Raw genomic sequence first — 16,126 nt, 5'->3', positions numbered from 1 at the left:
ATCCTCCGCTTGAGCTTGGTCATCAATCGAACATCGGATGGTTCGGATGGCTCTCCGAGAGGATGACGTCCTTACGGGGAGCGGTTGTGCATGGCGAGATTCACCTTGATTGGATGGTAGAGCCCATCGCGATCCCACGCGCCCGGCTCGCTACAGCCCAGGCAGGGATGACCGCTCTCGACGGGAAAGCTCAGGCCGTCGTTCCATTTATGCAGTGAGCAGGCGTTGTGGGTCGCCGGACCCTTGCAGCCAAGCTTGAACAGACACCAGCCGTTGCGGGCACCGAGATCGTCGAAACGCTCGGCGAACAGGCCCTGCTGGAAGCAGGAGAGTCGTGAGCAGTGGTCATGGATGGTCTGACCGTAGAAGACGACTGGACGCTTGCGCGCATCCAGTCGCGGGAAGGCGCCAAAGACCACGATATGGGCGAGCGTCGCCGCCATCGCGATCGGAAGGGGCGGACAGCCAGGCAGGTTCACCAGGGGCCGTTGCGGGATGCGTCCGGCCACCATCAGCTCATGAACGCTGTGAGCGCCGGTCGGATTCGGATGCGCTTGGGGTATCCCGCCAAAGGCGGCGCAACTCCCGACCGCGATGATCGCCGCGGCCCCCTCGGTCGCTTCCGCGAGCTGTTTCAGGCCGCTCTGTCCGGCGCAGGTCGCATAAGCGCCGTGGGCATGGATAGGAATCGCGCCTTCGACGATGAGCAGATAGCGCCCGAAGTTGGATTTTATCGAAGCCTGGCAAGACCGTTCCGCCGCAGTCCCTGCGGATGCCTGCAAGAGAGGGTGGAAATCGAGCGAGACGAAGTCGAGGATCAGCGATTCCAGCGTGGGGGTCGCTGAGCGTGTGAGTGATTCGGCACAGCCGCTACAGGATTGAAACGACAGCCAGATGACTGGAAGGCGCGGGGTGCGTTCAAGCCCCGCCGCAATCTGGGGAATCAAGGAGGCGGGGAGCGCCAGGCTCGACGCGAGGTAACCGCACCACTTCAGGAAGCCTCGTCGACTGAGACGGGTCTCGAACGGATCAAGCACTGACATGACCACCCTCCCTTGCCAAGCAAGCTGAAGCCGATATGCCACTCGTCGATCACTACTACGGAATTTTCTTACTTTATTCTTTATGCGAAATTGAGTGTAGCTTGCGGGACAGGATCGGCTATCCGTATAAATACGGACTCGCAACGGCTGCTCGCGGGCTGACGGGAGCATGCTCGACAGGTTCCGTCGGGCGTTGGAGCGACCCTGTTTCTGCGACGAAGAGCACGTAGAAAAGTCTTCCGGACAAGGCAAACATCCTTCCGGCTTGTTGCCGTGAGGAGGCATGGACGTTAGCATCAACCACGAAAAAAAAGGGAGTCCTCACCTGGGCACCAAGAAACCGTCAGTTCATTTGTGCTTTCAACAACGGATGTCGTTTTATGAAGAATCTCCGTATCGGCTGGCGCGTTCTCATTGGGTTTGCCCTCCTTCTCGCCTTGACCATCGGAATCACGCTGCCGCTGGTTCTGTCGCAATTGAGCGCGATGTCCGATCACGCCGAGCGTCGTCATCTCGATGACCTCTTTTTCGCCCTGAACAACGCCATCGCGGAGCAGGGCGAACGCGCCCAAGCCTTGAGCGCGGCCATGGCCCAGATTCCCGAGATCCAGAAGGCGTTCGCCGAGGGGGATCGCGCGCGCCTGACCGAACTGACGCACCCGATCTTTACCTACATGAAGGAACGCCAGGGGGTACGTCAGTTTCAATTCCTCACCGCTCCCGCCACCTCCTTTCTGCGCGTGCACATGCTGGAACGTTTCGGCGACGATTTGTCCGCGATCCGTCAGACGATTATCGAGGCGAATCGCACTCGTCAGCCGGTGCGGGGTCTCGAAAACGGCGTGGCCGGGTTGGGGGTGCGCGGGGTCGAACCGGTCTCCTGGCAGGGCCAGCCGGTGGGTGTGGTCGAGTTCGGTCTGTCCTTCGATCAGACCTTTTTTACGTCCTTCAAGGAAGACTTCAACGTCGATGCCGCGCTGCAACTCCCGGACGGAGACGGTTTCAAGACCTTTGCCGGGACCATCGAGGGTGGCACCGTGTTCAGCCCGGAAGCGCTCAAGCGTGGCTTGAACGGCGAGATTCTGACCCGGCATCTGGACGTTCAGGGCGTTCCCGCGGTGGCCTATGGACGTGTCATCAACGATTTCTCGGGTCATCCGGTCGGGGTGCTGGAGCTGCTGATCGATCGCGGCGACGCGGTCGCGGCCTATCGCACCGCCCTCGTTTCGATCCTCATGGCCGGCGGCGTGCTGCTGCTGATTGGGCTGGCGCTCGCCTGGTTCACCGCGCGTAGCATTACCGGGCCGATTCGCGCTACGGTCGAGCGTCTGCACGCGATCGCCGAGGGCGATGGCGATCTGACACGCCGGCTTGACGCGATTGGACGCAACGAGCTGGCAGAGCTGGCACGCGCTTTCAACGGCTTCGTGGACAGGATCCATGAACTGGTCAGGCAGTCCACCGGTGCCGCGTCCCAGATGGCCGCCGCCGCCGAGCAGCTTGCGCTGAGCAGTGCCGAGACGAGTCGTCAGGTTCTGCAGGAACAATCCGAAACCGATCAGATCGCGACCGCCATCAATGAGATGACCGCCACGGTGGAGGAAGTCGCCCGGCATACGGCGGAGGCCGCCCGCATGGTCCGGGACACACAGCGCGAGGCCGACGCCGGCGATCGGATCGCGCAGCAGGCCGTCACCGCCATCGAGGGTCTGGCGGCGGAGGTCGAGCAGGCGGGCGCGGTAGTGGCGCGCCTGTCCGAGGACAGCAAGGAGATTGGCGCGGTGCTGGAGGTCATTCGGGGCGTGGCCGAGCAGACCAACCTGCTGGCGCTGAACGCGGCCATCGAAGCGGCGCGCGCGGGCGAGCAGGGACGCGGTTTCGCGGTCGTGGCCAACGAGGTCCGCACCCTGGCCAGCCGCACCCGCGCCTCGACCGAGGACATCACCCAGAAGATCGAGCGCGTGCAGACCGGCTCGGGGAGCGCCGTGGCCGCGATCGATCGCAGTCAGACCCAGGCGCGCGCGAGCGTCGATCAGGCGCGTCAGGCCAGCGAATCCTTCAAGACGATCGGTGGCGCGATCGCCTCGGTCAACGATCTGAACACCCAGATCGCCAGCGCGGCCGAGGAGCAGACGGCCGTCGCGGAGGAAATTAACCGCAACATCCACGTCATTTCCAGGACTGTCGATCAGACCGCCACCGGTTCCGCGCATATCGCACAGGCCAGCGACGCGCTGGCCCGTCTGGCGGTCGAGCTGCAGGACGTGGTGGGGCGGTTCAGGATTTGAGGGTTGACGGAACATGCCACCGACGCTGGAACCGCCGTGGGCAATGATCAGGATCTCTTGACAGTACACAAGATAAGGATATCTGATGTATGCCAACCGAGCGCCCCTCAACCTCAAGGATTCCATAACATGCGCCTGTTCGACATCCTAGCCCTGCTGATCGGGCTCTCCGCCCTCTTCAGTTGGCTGAACGACCGCTTCCTGAAACTCCCGAACGCGATCGGCCTGATGCTCGTCGCCCTGGTGTTTTCGCTGCTGCTCCAGTTGCCGCTGCCCTTCGCGCCGGGGTTGGAGGGGCAGGTCGCGCACATGCTGGAAAGCATCGACCTGACCGAGGCGTTTCTCCATGGAATGCTCGGATTCCTGCTGTTCGCGGGTGCGCTGCATGTGGATCTGAGCGAACTCGCCCGACAGAAATGGGCCGTCATCACGCTGGCCTCCGCCAGTGTCGTCGGCGCCACCCTGTTGATCGGCATCGGAAGCTATCTGCTGTTCCTGGCCCTCGGGATCCCGGTGCCCTTCCTCTACTGTCTGGTCTTCGGCGCCCTGATCTCGCCCACCGATCCCGTCGCCGTGCTCGGTATCCTCAAGAGCGCCAAGGCCCCGAAGTCGTTGGAGATGAAGATCACCGGAGAATCGCTGTTCAACGACGGGGTCGCGGTGGTGTTGTTCATGGCACTGCTGACCCTTGCCACTGGCGAAACGACGCTGGCCCTTGGCGAGACTCTGTTCCTGCTAATCAAGGAGATCCTCGGTGGGCTCCTGTTCGGGGTCGTGCTCGGCTGGGTCGCGCTTCAGATGATCCGGCACACGGAAAACTATCAAGTCGAGATCATGGTCACCCTGGCGTTGGCCATGAGCGGATACGCGATCGCCGCGCACGCGCATGTCTCGGCCCCCATCGCCATCGTGATCGCGGGCCTCATCATCGGCAACCATGGGCGCGCCACTGCCGTGACCGAGGCGACCCGGCATCGGTTGGACGACTTCTGGGAACTGGTTGACGAGGTGTTGAACGCCGTCCTCTTCGTCCTGATCGGCCTGGAGGTACTGGTGATCGAGGTGACCGGCGACCTGGTCCTGGCGGGTCTGCTGGCGATCCCGCTGGTACTCGTCGTCCGTTTTGTCAGCGTCGGCGTGCCGATTCATCTGATGCGCCGCTCCCGCAGCTTCGAGCCTGGAGTCGTGCCGATTCTGACCTGGGGCGGGTTGCGCGGCGGTATCTCGGTGGCGTTGGTGCTGTCGTTGCCGAAAGGGCCGGTCGCCGACATCCTCTTGACCGTGACCTATAGCGTCGTGGTCTTCTCCGTCCTGGTGCAAGGTCTCACGCTCGGGCCTCTGGTGCGGGCGGTCGCCGCGTGGACTCGGCGCGACAGCGTCTGAGGCTCCTCGAATCGGTCAAGCCTGCGCTAGTGCAACTGTGCGAAAGTCCCAAGACCGTCTCAGGTCGTTGTCGTTGTTGTTGTCGATGATTCGCCATGTCGAGACCACGATCACGACAACGACAAGGCTCCGGTCTCTGTCTCGGAACTTGAGCAGCGAAGTCGAAGGGCGTCGGGCGGATTCCGATTCGACCGGGGACAGGCTCAATCGTCCGGGGTTGGCGAATCGTCGGCGCGGAAATCGAAGCGATAGAGCAGGCTCAACGAGAGCAATACCCCGCCCAGGAACCAATCGGGTCCGATCAACCAGAACAGGAACGGGGTCGCGAGCAGAAAACCTCGGGTGCCCCGGTTGTAATGTCCGCTGGCGCGGTTGAGGGTGTCGGCGGTCGACGCCAGACCAGATCCGGTGAAGTACGTGGACGGCAGGTTGATCAGGAAACCGGTGTGATTGTAATAGCGCAACGCGAGGGCGAAGTGCAGAAAGCTGCCGAAAAAGATGGCGGCGATCAGCAACAGCTTGAGCCGGACCAGATTCGCGCTGCTCGGCGCCAGACTAAGCGCCTGGGACAGATCGGCAAGATCGACGCCGTTAAACGCCACGCCCATCACCCCTAGTCCGATCACGATGGAGGTGGATGCGAACAGCGTGGCGGACATCACCCAGTTGCGCAGGGTCTGGATGGCCAGAATGCCGTTGGCGCTGTCGCGCATGGTTTCGACCCAGGCGCGGCGGAGGCGGTTGGAACGGCCACGGTGGGTGCGCTCGGGTTCCACGCGAAAGACGCTCATCAGATAGAACTGGTAGCCGATCAGAAGCAGGAGCCCGCTGGAATCGGCGATCCACACCAGCGGCGGGCGGGCGAGCATGGTCAAGATGTCGTCAATCTGCATCGGTCTTCGCTTCCGGTCGTGACGGAGACTGGCCTAAGTGCGCCGTATCGGGTGGGTCGATCGCTCCAGGGATTTAGACCATCTTTCTGATCTCGTATTCCAGAATGCCCTCGGCTCCGGCGGCACAGAGTCGCGGGATGAGGTCGCGTACCTGATCGGCGTTGACGACGGTCTCCAGCGCGAGCCATTGGCGGTCGTAGAGATGGCTGACCGTGGGTGCATGCAGGCTCGGCAGCAGGGCGACGACGGCGTCGAGACGCTCTGCCGGCACGTTGCATTTGAGCGCGACCTTGTGTCGGGCCGTCAACGCGGCCTGCAACATCAGCGCGATCTGTTCGATGCGCGCGCGTCGCGCCGGATCCCGCATCGCCGCGCGGTTGGCGATCAGTCGGGTGTCGGTGACCAGCAGATCCTCGACGATCCGCAGTCCGTGCGCGCGGATGGTGCTGCCGGTCTCGGTGATCTCGACCACGGCGTCGACTAGGCCCTCGACCGCCTTGGCCTCGGTGGCGCCCCAGGAGAATTCCACCTCGGCCTCGATGCCACGCTCGGCCAGATACCGGCGGGTGAAGCCGACCAGCTCGGTGGCGATCTTGCAGCCCTGCAGATCCGCGACCGAGCGGATCTTGGAGTGTTCGGGGACGACCAGCACCCAGCGGCTGGGACGGTTCGACGCCTTGGAATAGGTCAGGGTGCAGATCTGCTCGACGTCCGCCTCGGCCTCCAGGATCCAGTCCAGGCCGGTCAATCCCAGATCCAGGGTGCCGCGCTCGACATAGCGCGCCATCTCCTGGGCGCGCAGCAAGGAGCAGCGGATGTCGGGATCGTCGATGTCGGGGAAATAGTTGCGCGAATGCGCGGTGATGCGCCAGCCGGCCTGGGCGAAGAGGTCGATGGTCGCCTCTTCCAGGCTACCCTTGGGGATCCCGAGTTTCAGCAGAGACATGATGGTTGCGGATCGAAGTGAAATTGGTGGATACGGCATTATCCCGCATTCGTGCCCCGATCACGAACCGGGATGGACTTCACCGCCTCGCGTCCAGCATACTCGAACCCCGACGGTCCCTGTAACGGAGGCGCCTTCCGGCGCTTGCCATCGTTCGTATCCGGTTCATTGAGAGAGCCCCCGATGAGTATCGATTGGAACGCCTATCCCTGCGAGGATTTTTACGACGAACTGCTGGCCGCGCCGGGTCAGGGGCGCCCCGCGCTCGCTGGCCTGCTCAAGGATCTGGAATCGTTGGGGTCCGAAGAACTGGTCGCGCGTCAGGAGGCCGCGAACGTTTCCATCAAGGAGATGGGCATCACCTTCACCGTCTATTCGGAGGAGGGTGGGGCGATCGATCGGACCTGGCCCTTCGATATCATCCCGCGCATCATTCCCCAGGCCGAATGGGAGCGGGTCGACGCGGGATTGCGCCAGCGGGTGCGGGCGCTCAATCTTTTCATCGACGATCTGTATCACGATCAGAAGATCATCAAGGAGGGCGTCTTTCCGGCCGAGGTACTTGCCAAATCGGTGAATTTCCGGCCGCAGTGCGTCGGCGTCGACCCGCCGCTCGGGGTTTGGGCGCATATCTGCGGCTCCGATCTCGTGCGCGATGGGGACGGTACTCTTTATGTGCTGGAAGACAATCTGCGCGTCCCCTCCGGTGTCTCCTACATGCTGGAAAACCGCTTGGTCACCAAGCGGGTGTTTCCGGAGCTGTTCGAGCACTACGCGCCGCTGCCGGTCGACGACTATCCGTCCCAGTTGTTCGATACCCTGGCCGCGCTCTCGCCGCGTCCGGCGGACTATCCGGCGGTGGTGGTGCTGACGCCGGGGATCTACAACTCAGCCTATTTCGAGCATGCCTATCTGGCCCAACAGATGGGTTGCGAACTGGTCGAGGGCCGCGATCTGTTCGTCGATGATGACGACTGCGTCTACATGCGCAACGTCGATGGCGCGGCGCGGGTGGATGTGGTCTATCGGCGGATCGACGATCTGTTTCTGGATCCGGAGGCGTTTCTCCCCGACTCGACCCTTGGCGTGCCGGGCCTGCTGCGCGCCTGGAAGGCCGGGAATGTGGCGTTGGCCAACGCGCCGGGGGCGGGGGTCGCGGACGACAAGGTGGTCTATGCCTTCGTGCCCGAGATCATCCGCTATTACCTGGACGAGGATGCCATCATCCCGAACGTCCCGACCTACCGTTGCATGGAGCCGGAGGCGCTCGCCTATACCCTGGAACACATGGAGCAACTGGTGGTGAAACCGGCCAACGAATCCGGCGGGTATGGGATGCTGGTGGGACCGGCCTCGACCAAGGCCGAGCGCGAGATCTTCGCTGAACTGATCAAAAAGGATCCGCGCAATTATATCTCGCAACCGGCGCTCAAGCTCTCCACCGTGCCAACCGTGATTGGCCGCAAACTGGAACCGCGCCACGTCGATCTGCGGCCCTTTATCCTGTCCGCCGACCGCCAGCAGGTCACTATGGGCGGCCTGACCCGAGTCGCCATGCGCAAGGGCTCGCTGGTGGTCAATTCATCGCAGGGCGGGGGCAGCAAGGACACTTGGATTCTGCCCGAACAGCCGGAGGCCAATTAAACCGCGTCCGGTACGGTCTGCGTTGTCGGCGCATCGGTTCGGCCTCGCCAGCACCCAGGAAGGTCGGAGCTGACGCGGTTTAGATAATTTTTATTTTTCAATCATGTAAACCGCGTCCGCTCCGACGGCCATGGATGCCTATAAACCTGGCCACTTACCCACTACGGCGCGGATCATGATGGACGCGGTTTACATTAGGGGGTCGGATCGCATGTTGTCGCGTGTCGCTGAACATATTTACTGGCTGGCCCGCTATGTGGAGCGGGCCGAGAATACGGCGCGTATCGTTACGGTCAATGCCAACCTGTTGCTGGATCTGCCCAAGGGCATCGCTCCCGGCTGGCGTCCGCTGGTCGACATCACGGGTTCCAACGCGCTGTTCGAGGAGCATTACAAGGACTACGGCGAACGTCAGGTGGTGCGTTTCCTGATAGGCGACGAGCGCAATACCGGCTCGATCCTCTCGGCGCTGGTGTCGGCGCGGGAGAACTGTCGCACCATCCGCGATTTCGTGCCCCGCGAAGCCTGGGAGATGCTCAACGAGCTTTATCTCTTCGCGCGCGAGGAGTTGGATAAAGGCATGACGAAGGGTGGGCGACACGCCTATCTCAAGCGGGTCATCCAGGGCACCCAGACCATCAATGGCATGCTCTCGGGAACCATGTTGCACGACCAGGGCTATGACTTTCTGCACCTGGGCCGGTTTCTGGAGCGCGCCGACATGACCACCCGCATCATCGACGTGCGCTCGGCCAATCTGCTCCCCGAGGAGACCACCGAACTGCGTCCCTTCGAGACCATCCAGTGGGTCAGCGTGCTCAAATCGCTGACCGGCTATCAAGCCTATCGGCGCAGCGAGCAGGTGCGTGTCCTGCGCGGTCCGGTCCTGCGGTTTCTGTTTCAGCATGCCGACTTTCCTCGCTCGGTCAACCACAGCGCCGAATCGCTGCGGGACAGTCTCGCCAAGCTGCCGCGCAACGAGGGAGCGCTACGGGTCGCGGGTCGGCTCAAGCGCACGCTGGAAGGGGTAGAGCCGCGCCGGTTGAATCAACAGCAACTCCATGCCTTCGTCGACGATCTCCAGGTCGGCATCGGCGAACTGCACGACGAGATCGCCCGTACCTGGTTTCCGCCACCGCTGGTGCCGGAGACGCAATCGCAGTCGCAAGGCTGAAGCGCAGTGCCCGTCGCTGCGGATTCCAGCGCGATTGATCCTAATTCCACGACAGCCATTGAGATGCGCCATAGGCTGCTTCAGTTGGGGGTAGCGCTTGAGTGCCTGCGACAGCGCTTCGTCGGTGCGCTCAAACATGGCCATGTGGGGGCGGTGTAGAGTAACCATCCCCCGGCAGAGCCGGGGGATGGTTACTTCCGTGCATCATCCGTGTTCGTTCAGGAGTCAACCATGCCAGCCACCCTCGAACGCATCGACCTGCAGATCTCGGCGGAGACTAAAGCCCTGATTGCGCGCAACGACACGATGGATCATGCTGATATTCCCGTCGCTACTGGCGATGAAGGCTGTGCATGTTCATCGGGCGACGAGAAGGAATCGCTTCCACCGCCTTCTGATCCCTGGCCGTTCACCCGGTGAGCGGGAATGTGGAGCCTCGTCTCGGCAAGCCCCACGATCAAACCCGCGGCAGATCGCTACGTCCCCGGAGATGACGGTCCACGGCCTCTGCGCATTGGCGCCCTTCGCGAATCGCCCAGACGATCAAGGACTGTCCGCGCCGCGCATCTCCGCAGGCGAAGACGCCTTCATGGCTGGACTTGTAGTCTCTGTCTCCGGAGGCGATGTTGCCCCGTCCGTCGAGACGCAGATCCAGTTGTGCGATCACATCGCCATGCGCGGGATGTTCGTAACCGATAGCAATCAGCACGAGTTGAGCAGGCAAATGCCACAGCTCGCCGCTGACGGGCTCGCGCCGCCAACGCCCGTCATCCTGCTGGCGCCATCTCAAGCGCTGCAGATCGACGCCTACAACGCGCTGGCCATCCGACGCGAAGGCGACCGTTTCCCACCCCCAGAGGCGCCGGCCGCCCTCGGCATCATGATCATTCGGCTTCAGCTCGGGTACCCGCTCTGGCCAGTGTCTGAGCACGTCGCCATGGTGCGGGGGCTCCGCTTGATATTGGACCTGGGTGACGCTGCGCGCACCTTGTCGAATCGCGGTTCCCACGCAGTCCGAGCCCGTATCTCCACCGCCGATGACCACGACGTCCAAGCCGCGCGCATCGATGGGCAGTGTCCGAGCCGCTCGCCCGGGCTCCAGGGAATGATTCTGTCCGGTCAGATACGCGAGCGCAAAATGAATGCCGGTGAGCCGCCGGCCCGGAACAGAGATGTCTCTCGACGTGCACGAACCGCTCGCCACCACGAGCATCTCACCGTCCTGCATCAGCTCTCTGGCGTCCATGTCCACGCCCACTTTCACCTGGGTCAGGAAGCGCACGCCCTCGGCCCGCATCTGCGCCAGGCGTCGATCCAGAACCCATTTTTCGAGCCGGAAGTCGGGAATGCCATAACGCAGCAGCCCGCCGATCTTTGGTGACGCCTCGAAGACGGTCACCTCATGTCCGACTCGGACCAGTTGTTGCGCGCAGGCGAGCCCAGCCGGCCCAGATCCGATGATGGATACACGCCCCCTCGACTGATCCAGCGAGGCATCGGTGGGCCGTTGCGGCCTGACCCAGCCGCGACGCCAAGCGCGTTCGATGATCGCGAGTTCGATGGCGCGGATCGTGATCGGAGCGTCGCTCAGTCGCAGCGTGCAGGCATCCTCGCAGTGCGCCGGGCAGAGCCGTCCCGTCAGCTCGGGAAAATTGTTGGTGGATTCGAGCTGCTCCCAGGCAGCCCGCCAATCGCCTTCGCTGACCAGCGCGTTCCATTCAGGAATCTGGTTATGCACGGGACAGTAGCCGTGGCACCAAGGCACACCGCAGTCCATGCAGCGCGCGCCCTGGTCGGATCGGCTGGGGAAATTGCGCTGCCATCGAGCAGGCCGCGAAAGGACGCCGGACAGGAGGTGGAGGTACCCTTCGCGCCGGGACGCACGGATGCCACGCAGGAGCAGACCGATGCGGGACATTCCTCTCGCCTCGATCAGGAACTCGCGCGAAGCTCTTTCGGGCGGAGCCCGAGCGCAAGCAGCGCCCCAAGATAGACCGATGCGCCAATTGCAATCCACATCAGCAGGTGCCAGGCGCGCGCGCGCGCTGTCATCGCGATCCAATCCGCGGTGCTGCCGGTGCCGAGAGAAACCAGGATTCCCATGGCCAGATTGGCGGCTAAAACTCTCGCCAGAAAGGAAGTCCAACCGGGTCGCGGGATCAGGATGCCTTGTTTCAGGAGGCCGCGCAGGAGTAAGCCGGCATTGATCGTTGCGGCGATGGTGGTGCCCAACGCAAGACCGCTATGGCCAAGCGGAATCATGAGAACCAGATTGCAGCCAATGCCGACCAGCAAGGCGATGACGGCGATCCGAACCGGGGTTCTCATTTCCTGGCGCGCATAGTAACCGGGCGTCAGAACCTTAATGCCCATGAAACCGATGAGTCCGAGCGAATAGGCCATCAGGCTATGGCTCGCCATTGTCACATCGTCGGCGCCAAATTCGTTCGAATGGAACAGGGTCGCCATCAATGGGCCGGCCAGTGTCAGCAGTCCGATCGCCGAGGGGACGCCGAGTAGCAGGAGCCAGCGCAACGCCCAGTCCAGAGTCTGGGAGAAGGATTCCGGGTCGTTCGCGATATGGCGTCGGGATAAGCGCGGCAAGATGACGGTGCCGAGCGTGGCCGCGAGAATCCCCAGGGGAAATTCCATCAGTCGATCCGAATAATAGAGCCAGGAAATACTGCCGGTCGTCAGGAAGGAGGCCAGCAGGGTATCCATCAGGAGGCTGATCTGGGCCACCGAGACGCCGAACAAGGCCGGTCCCATCCGCCTGATGACACGTCTGATGTCGGGGTTGCGGTCGTTGAAGCGGGGACGTGGCACAAGATTGAGTTGAGCCAGGAAAGGGAGTTGAAAGGCGAGTTGGATCAGACCGGCGAGCAAAACGCCCCAGGCCAGTGCCATGATGGGACGTTCCAGGTGCGGCGCTAACCAGATTGCGCCGCCAATCAGCGATAGATTCAGCAGTGCCGGGGTGAAGGCGGGGACACCGAAACGGTCGTAGGTGTTCAGGATGCCACCGGCAAAGGCGGTCAAGGAGATGAACAGCAGGTAAGGGAACGTCAGACGCAGCATGGCGGTGGCGAGTTCCCATTGGGAGGCGTCATTCGCGAAGCCGGGAGCGAAGATCAGGACCAACACCGGCGCGCCGAGCACCCCAAGCGCGGTGATCAGCAGCAGGGCGGCGCCGAGCGTGCCCGCGATGTCGTCGATGAAACCCTTGAGCGCCAGGAAGCCACGCTGCTCCCGATGTTCGTTCAGGATGGGCACGAAGGCCATGGAAAAGGCTCCCTCGGCAAACAATCGGCGCATGAAATTCGGGATCTTGAAGGCGACAAAGAAGGCGTCGGTGCCCGCGTCCGCGCCGAATAGGCGTGCCACGACCAGATCGCGGGCAAAGCCCAGGATGCGCGAGAGAAGGGTGTTGCCGCCGACCTTGGCGAGCGAGGCTGGAAGTGATGCCAAGGCTGGGGCTCCGTAAGAATTGATCGACGGGCTCTCCACTGAACCGCGTGCCGGTATTCATTATCCTCGGTCCGGAGGAGAGTTCCAGGCATGGTTTCTAACCGCCACGGCTGGTCTGGACGACCTGGAGTGGCTCTTTCGTGCCAAGATCGAAGAAGGGATTGTTGAGCCGCGTCCGCAACCTGTACTCGCGGCTGGCGAGACGGGTCTGGCATAGTCCGCGGTATCCAGACCATCAGGCGAGCCTAGCCATGTGCGAGTCAGACCCGCGTCATCTGCTCAAGGGGATCCCCGAAAATCCTGGCGTGTACCGTATGCTGGATGCCGACGGGACGGTGCTGTATGTCGGCAAGGCCAAACACCTGAAACGACGGGTCGGCAGCTATTTCGGTCGCGTGCCGACACGGCGCATCCAGCGCATGGTGAGCCTGATCGTCGATATCGAGGTGACGGTCACCCGCACCGAGGCCGAGGCGCTGCTGTTGGAGAGCAATCTCATCAAGGCGCTTCAGCCGCGCTTCAATGTGCTGCTGCGCGACGACAAGAGTTATCCCTATATCCACCTCACCACCCAGGACGCGTTTCCGCGACTGGCGTTCTATCGCGGGTCGCGCAAGGGGGCAGGGCGTTTCTTTGGACCCTATCCCAGTGCCGGGGCGGTGCGCGAAACCCTGCAATTGCTCCAGAAGCTATTTCCGGTCCGCCAATGCGAGGACAGCTTTTTCCGTCATCGGTCGCGCCCTTGTCTTCAGTATCAGATCAAACGCTGCGGCGGTCCCTGCGTGGGGCTGATCGACGCGGCCGAATATGCCCAGGATGTGGCGAGCACCGTCAAGTTTCTCGAAGGCCGTGCCGACGAGGTCGTGGACGATCTGGTCGGCGCGATGGAACGAGCCTCCGCCGCGCTGGAGTTCGAACGCGCCGCCATCCTGCGCGATCGGATCGCGACCTTGCGTCAGATCCAGCAGCGCCAGTACGTGCACGGGGAAGGCGGCGATCTGGATATCGTCGCCTGCGCCCTGGAAGGCGGTTTGCACTGCGTTCAGGTCTTTTTCATCCGTGGCGGGCGCAATCTCGGCAACCGGGGATTTTTCCCCCAGGCGCCCGAGGACACGGAGATGGCCACCGTCATGGCCTGCTTCCTGGCGCAGTTTTACACCGATAAAAACGTTCCGCCCGAACTCATCGTCAATATCGAGCCCGAGGATTGCGAGTTGCTCGAACAGGTCTTCTCCGAACGCGCCGGGCACCGGGTCCAGATCAGGTCGAAGGTGCGGACCGAGCGTGCGCGCTGGCTGGAGATGGCGCGCGGCAATGCCGAGGTCGCGCTCAAGTCGCGACTTGGCTCCCGAGCCGGATACGCGCGTCGGTTAGCGGCATTGCACGAGGCGCTGGCGCTGGAGTCGCTGCCGGCTCGGATGGAGTGTTTCGACATCAGCCATACTCAGGGCGAGCGCACCGTCGCGTCCTGCGTGGTGTTCGATGGGGAGGGACCGCGCAAGTCCGATTATCGGCGTTTCAACATCGAGGGCATCACGCCCGGCGATGACTATGCCGCGCTGTCGCAAGCCCTGACCCGCCGCTATACCCGCATCAAGGATGGCGAGTATCCGCTTCCCGACCTGCTCTTCATCGATGGCGGACGCGGCCAGCTCAGCGCCGTGGACATGGCGTTGCGCGAGGTCGGTGTCGCTGGGGTGCGGCTGGTGGGTGTTTCGAAAGGGCCTGATCGACGCCCCGGAACCGAACAGCTCTGGTTGTTGGGGCATGAGGTGCCCGTTATACTGCCGAGCCATTCGCCGGCCATGCATCTGATCGAGCAGATTCGTGACGAAGCCCATCGTTTTGCGATTACCGGCCATCGGCAGCGTCGCGCCAAGGCGCGGATCACGTCGTCGCTGGAAGGCATTCGAGGCGTCGGTCCCAAGCGCCGGCAGGAACTCCTGAAGCAGTTTGGCGGCCTGCGCGGTCTGGCGCGCGCGCGGGTTGAGGATATCGCCGGGGTGGATGGCATCAGCCGGCAATTGGCGCAACAGATTTACGATGCCTTTCATCAAGAAGTTCCAGGATACTGAGCGATGTGGAATTTACCGAATCTCCTGACGATGCTGCGGATCCTGCTGATTCCGGTGTTTGTCGTGGTGTTCTATGTCGACGCCCCTTGGGCACCGTATATCGCCGCCAGCGTGTTCGGCGCCGCCGCGCTAACCGACTGGCTCGACGGCTATCTGGCACGGCGCTGGTCTCAGACCTCGCCGCTAGGTGCCTTCCTGGATCCGGTTGCCGACAAGCTCATGGTCGCCGTGGCCCTGGTGGTGCTGCTCCAGGCCGATCCGCGGATCCTGCTGGCGCTGCCCGTCATGGTCATCATCGGTCGCGAGATCACCGTCTCGGCGTTGCGTGAGTGGATGGCGGAGGTTGGCGCGCGCGCGGCGGTGGCGGTATCCATGCTCGGCAAGGTCAAGACCACGGCGCAGATGATCTCGATCGCGCTGCTGATTCTGCGCGACTCGGTGTTTGGTCCCTGGCTGTATCCCGTGGGCGTCGTGCTCGTCTATATCGCGGCGATTCTCACGCTGTGGTCGATGGCGGTCTATTTGATCGCCGCATGGCCGAGTCTATCGGGTAAGGCGTTCGCGGAGAGTGGAGAAAAATTTTGACCACAAGAAAGGCTTGACAGGATTTTGAAAGACCTTAAAATTGCTGGCTCGTAAGCGGGAATAGCTCAGTGGTAGAGCACAACCTTGCCAAGGTTGGGGTCGCGAGTTCGAGCCTCGTTTCCCGCTCCAATTTCTCTGTAACGCGTTGATTTGCTTCCTGTAGTGCGCCGCCACGGCGATCAAAATCCCAGCTTTAGGGTTTTGATTATTTTGCCCCAGCGGGCACCTATCCTCTTCGACATCGCCTGAGTTCAACCGCACTACCCTGGCGCGGTTGATTTCACTTGTCTAACGCGCTCGGATCGCATGCACTCCTCGCCATCACCTCCCATCTGGCCGAGCCTGGTCAACTCATCGCAATTCTCCGGTTGAAATTTCCCTCTTCAGGGGGACCATGCGCACGGGAAGAGGGTTTAAGACGATTTCCGGGAATGAGTATCCCGCTCAGACTGGCGCAAGCCTTGTAGGGCGAATTCATTCGCCGCGTTGATTATGCCGATGATCGGGTCGGGCTGACGGGATTGCGCCCGTCAGCCCTCCCACACCACCGGACATGCGGTTTTCCGCATCCGGCGGTTGGACCCAGCCACCATTAAGCGGCGGCGAGGTCTGATGGAACCCACAATC

The 16,126-nt window shown here is 62.5% G+C and carries 12 protein-coding genes and 1 tRNA gene; 8 read left to right on the top strand and 5 right to left on the bottom strand.

What is annotated here, in order from left to right; translation table 11 throughout:
• Window positions 1-71 precede the first annotated feature (71 nt).
• Window positions 72-1,043, bottom strand: a complete 972-nt coding sequence (locus tag CCR95_RS03310; protein WP_201091823.1) for a hydrogenase small subunit — start codon at window positions 1,041-1,043, stop codon at window positions 72-74.
• 380 nt (window positions 1,044-1,423) lie between these two features.
• Between CCR95_RS03310 and CCR95_RS03305 the strand changes: the two genes are divergently transcribed.
• Complete coding sequence (locus tag CCR95_RS03305; RefSeq protein ID WP_201091822.1) at window positions 1,424-3,331, top strand: methyl-accepting chemotaxis protein; 1,908 nt, start codon at window positions 1,424-1,426, stop codon at window positions 3,329-3,331.
• A gap of 129 nt (window positions 3,332-3,460) precedes the next feature.
• Window positions 3,461-4,714: a cation:proton antiporter gene (locus tag CCR95_RS03300; RefSeq protein WP_201091820.1), complete on the top strand. Its 1,254-nt coding sequence runs from the start codon at window positions 3,461-3,463 to the stop codon at window positions 4,712-4,714.
• 203 nt (window positions 4,715-4,917) lie between these two features.
• Here CCR95_RS03300 and CCR95_RS03295 read toward each other — a convergent pair whose 3' ends face one another.
• Complete coding sequence (locus tag CCR95_RS03295) at window positions 4,918-5,607, bottom strand: DUF599 domain-containing protein (protein ID WP_201091816.1); 690 nt, start codon at window positions 5,605-5,607, stop codon at window positions 4,918-4,920.
• A 73-nt stretch (window positions 5,608-5,680) separates the two neighbouring features.
• Window positions 5,681-6,553 (bottom strand): ATP phosphoribosyltransferase, encoded by an 873-nt coding sequence (hisG, locus tag CCR95_RS03290; protein ID WP_201091815.1) that lies wholly within the window; start codon window positions 6,551-6,553, stop codon window positions 5,681-5,683.
• Between the two features lie 183 nt (window positions 6,554-6,736).
• On the opposite strand from hisG, the gene CCR95_RS03285 reads away from it, so the two are divergent.
• The 3 genes from CCR95_RS03285 to CCR95_RS03275 all read left to right on the top strand — a co-directional run bounded on the left by CCR95_RS03285 (window position 6,737) and on the right by CCR95_RS03275 (window position 9,791).
• A complete protein-coding gene (locus CCR95_RS03285) occupies window positions 6,737-8,197 on the top strand; it encodes a circularly permuted type 2 ATP-grasp protein (protein ID WP_201091814.1) in 1,461 nt (486 codons plus the stop codon).
• 211 nt (window positions 8,198-8,408) lie between these two features.
• Window positions 8,409-9,371 carry an alpha-E domain-containing protein gene (locus CCR95_RS03280; protein WP_201091812.1) on the top strand — a complete coding sequence of 321 codons (963 nt, stop codon included), beginning with the start codon at window positions 8,409-8,411 and terminating at the stop codon, window positions 9,369-9,371.
• Window positions 9,372-9,602: 231 nt separating this feature from the next.
• Window positions 9,603-9,791 carry a hypothetical protein gene (locus tag CCR95_RS03275; RefSeq protein ID WP_201091810.1) on the top strand — a complete coding sequence of 63 codons (189 nt, stop codon included), beginning with the start codon at window positions 9,603-9,605 and terminating at the stop codon, window positions 9,789-9,791.
• Between the two features lie 37 nt (window positions 9,792-9,828).
• On the opposite strand, the gene CCR95_RS03270 is transcribed toward CCR95_RS03275, so the two are convergent.
• Window positions 9,829-11,289 carry a glutamate synthase subunit beta gene (locus tag CCR95_RS03270; RefSeq protein WP_242523034.1) on the bottom strand — a complete coding sequence of 487 codons (1,461 nt, stop codon included), beginning with the start codon at window positions 11,287-11,289 and terminating at the stop codon, window positions 9,829-9,831.
• A 14-nt stretch (window positions 11,290-11,303) separates the two neighbouring features.
• Window positions 11,304-12,839 carry a murein biosynthesis integral membrane protein MurJ gene (gene murJ / locus CCR95_RS03265; protein WP_201091808.1) on the bottom strand — a complete coding sequence of 512 codons (1,536 nt, stop codon included), beginning with the start codon at window positions 12,837-12,839 and terminating at the stop codon, window positions 11,304-11,306.
• A gap of 251 nt (window positions 12,840-13,090) precedes the next feature.
• Between murJ and uvrC the strand changes: the two genes are divergently transcribed.
• The 3 genes from uvrC to CCR95_RS03250 all read left to right on the top strand — a co-directional run bounded on the left by uvrC (window position 13,091) and on the right by CCR95_RS03250 (window position 15,628).
• The gene (uvrC, locus tag CCR95_RS03260) at window positions 13,091-14,914 is read left to right on the top strand and encodes an excinuclease ABC subunit UvrC (protein ID WP_201091807.1); all 1,824 of its coding nucleotides are present in this window, start codon (window positions 13,091-13,093) and stop codon (window positions 14,912-14,914) included.
• Between the two features lie 3 nt (window positions 14,915-14,917).
• A complete protein-coding gene (pgsA, locus tag CCR95_RS03255) occupies window positions 14,918-15,499 on the top strand; it encodes a CDP-diacylglycerol--glycerol-3-phosphate 3-phosphatidyltransferase (RefSeq protein ID WP_201091805.1) in 582 nt (193 codons plus the stop codon).
• Between the two features lie 54 nt (window positions 15,500-15,553).
• Window positions 15,554-15,628 (top strand) — tRNA-Gly (locus tag CCR95_RS03250).
• The last annotated feature ends 498 nt before the right edge of the window (window positions 15,629-16,126 follow it).

The organism is Thiocystis minor (assembly GCF_016653465.1).
Lineage (GTDB): Bacteria > Pseudomonadota > Gammaproteobacteria > Chromatiales > Chromatiaceae > Chromatium > Chromatium minus.
Note: the sequence above shows the minus strand (reverse complement) of the source record. Positions and strands in the feature narration are given on the sequence as shown.

Coding starts and splice junctions, on each gene's coding strand:
- CCR95_RS03310 (WP_201091823.1), bottom strand. CDS start 1,043: ATGTCAGTGCTTGATCCGTTCGAGACCCGTCTCAGTCGACGAGGCTTC.
- CCR95_RS03305 (WP_201091822.1), top strand. CDS start 1,424: ATGAAGAATCTCCGTATCGGCTGGCGCGTTCTCATTGGGTTTGCCCTC.
- CCR95_RS03300 (WP_201091820.1), top strand. CDS start 3,461: ATGCGCCTGTTCGACATCCTAGCCCTGCTGATCGGGCTCTCCGCCCTC.
- CCR95_RS03295 (WP_201091816.1), bottom strand. CDS start 5,607: ATGCAGATTGACGACATCTTGACCATGCTCGCCCGCCCGCCGCTGGTG.
- hisG (WP_201091815.1), bottom strand. CDS start 6,553: ATGTCTCTGCTGAAACTCGGGATCCCCAAGGGTAGCCTGGAAGAGGCG.
- CCR95_RS03285 (WP_201091814.1), top strand. CDS start 6,737: ATGAGTATCGATTGGAACGCCTATCCCTGCGAGGATTTTTACGACGAA.
- CCR95_RS03280 (WP_201091812.1), top strand. CDS start 8,409: ATGTTGTCGCGTGTCGCTGAACATATTTACTGGCTGGCCCGCTATGTG.
- CCR95_RS03275 (WP_201091810.1), top strand. CDS start 9,603: ATGCCAGCCACCCTCGAACGCATCGACCTGCAGATCTCGGCGGAGACT.
- CCR95_RS03270 (WP_242523034.1), bottom strand. CDS start 11,289: ATGTCCCGCATCGGTCTGCTCCTGCGTGGCATCCGTGCGTCCCGGCGC.
- uvrC (WP_201091807.1), top strand. CDS start 13,091: ATGTGCGAGTCAGACCCGCGTCATCTGCTCAAGGGGATCCCCGAAAAT.
- pgsA (WP_201091805.1), top strand. CDS start 14,918: ATGTGGAATTTACCGAATCTCCTGACGATGCTGCGGATCCTGCTGATT.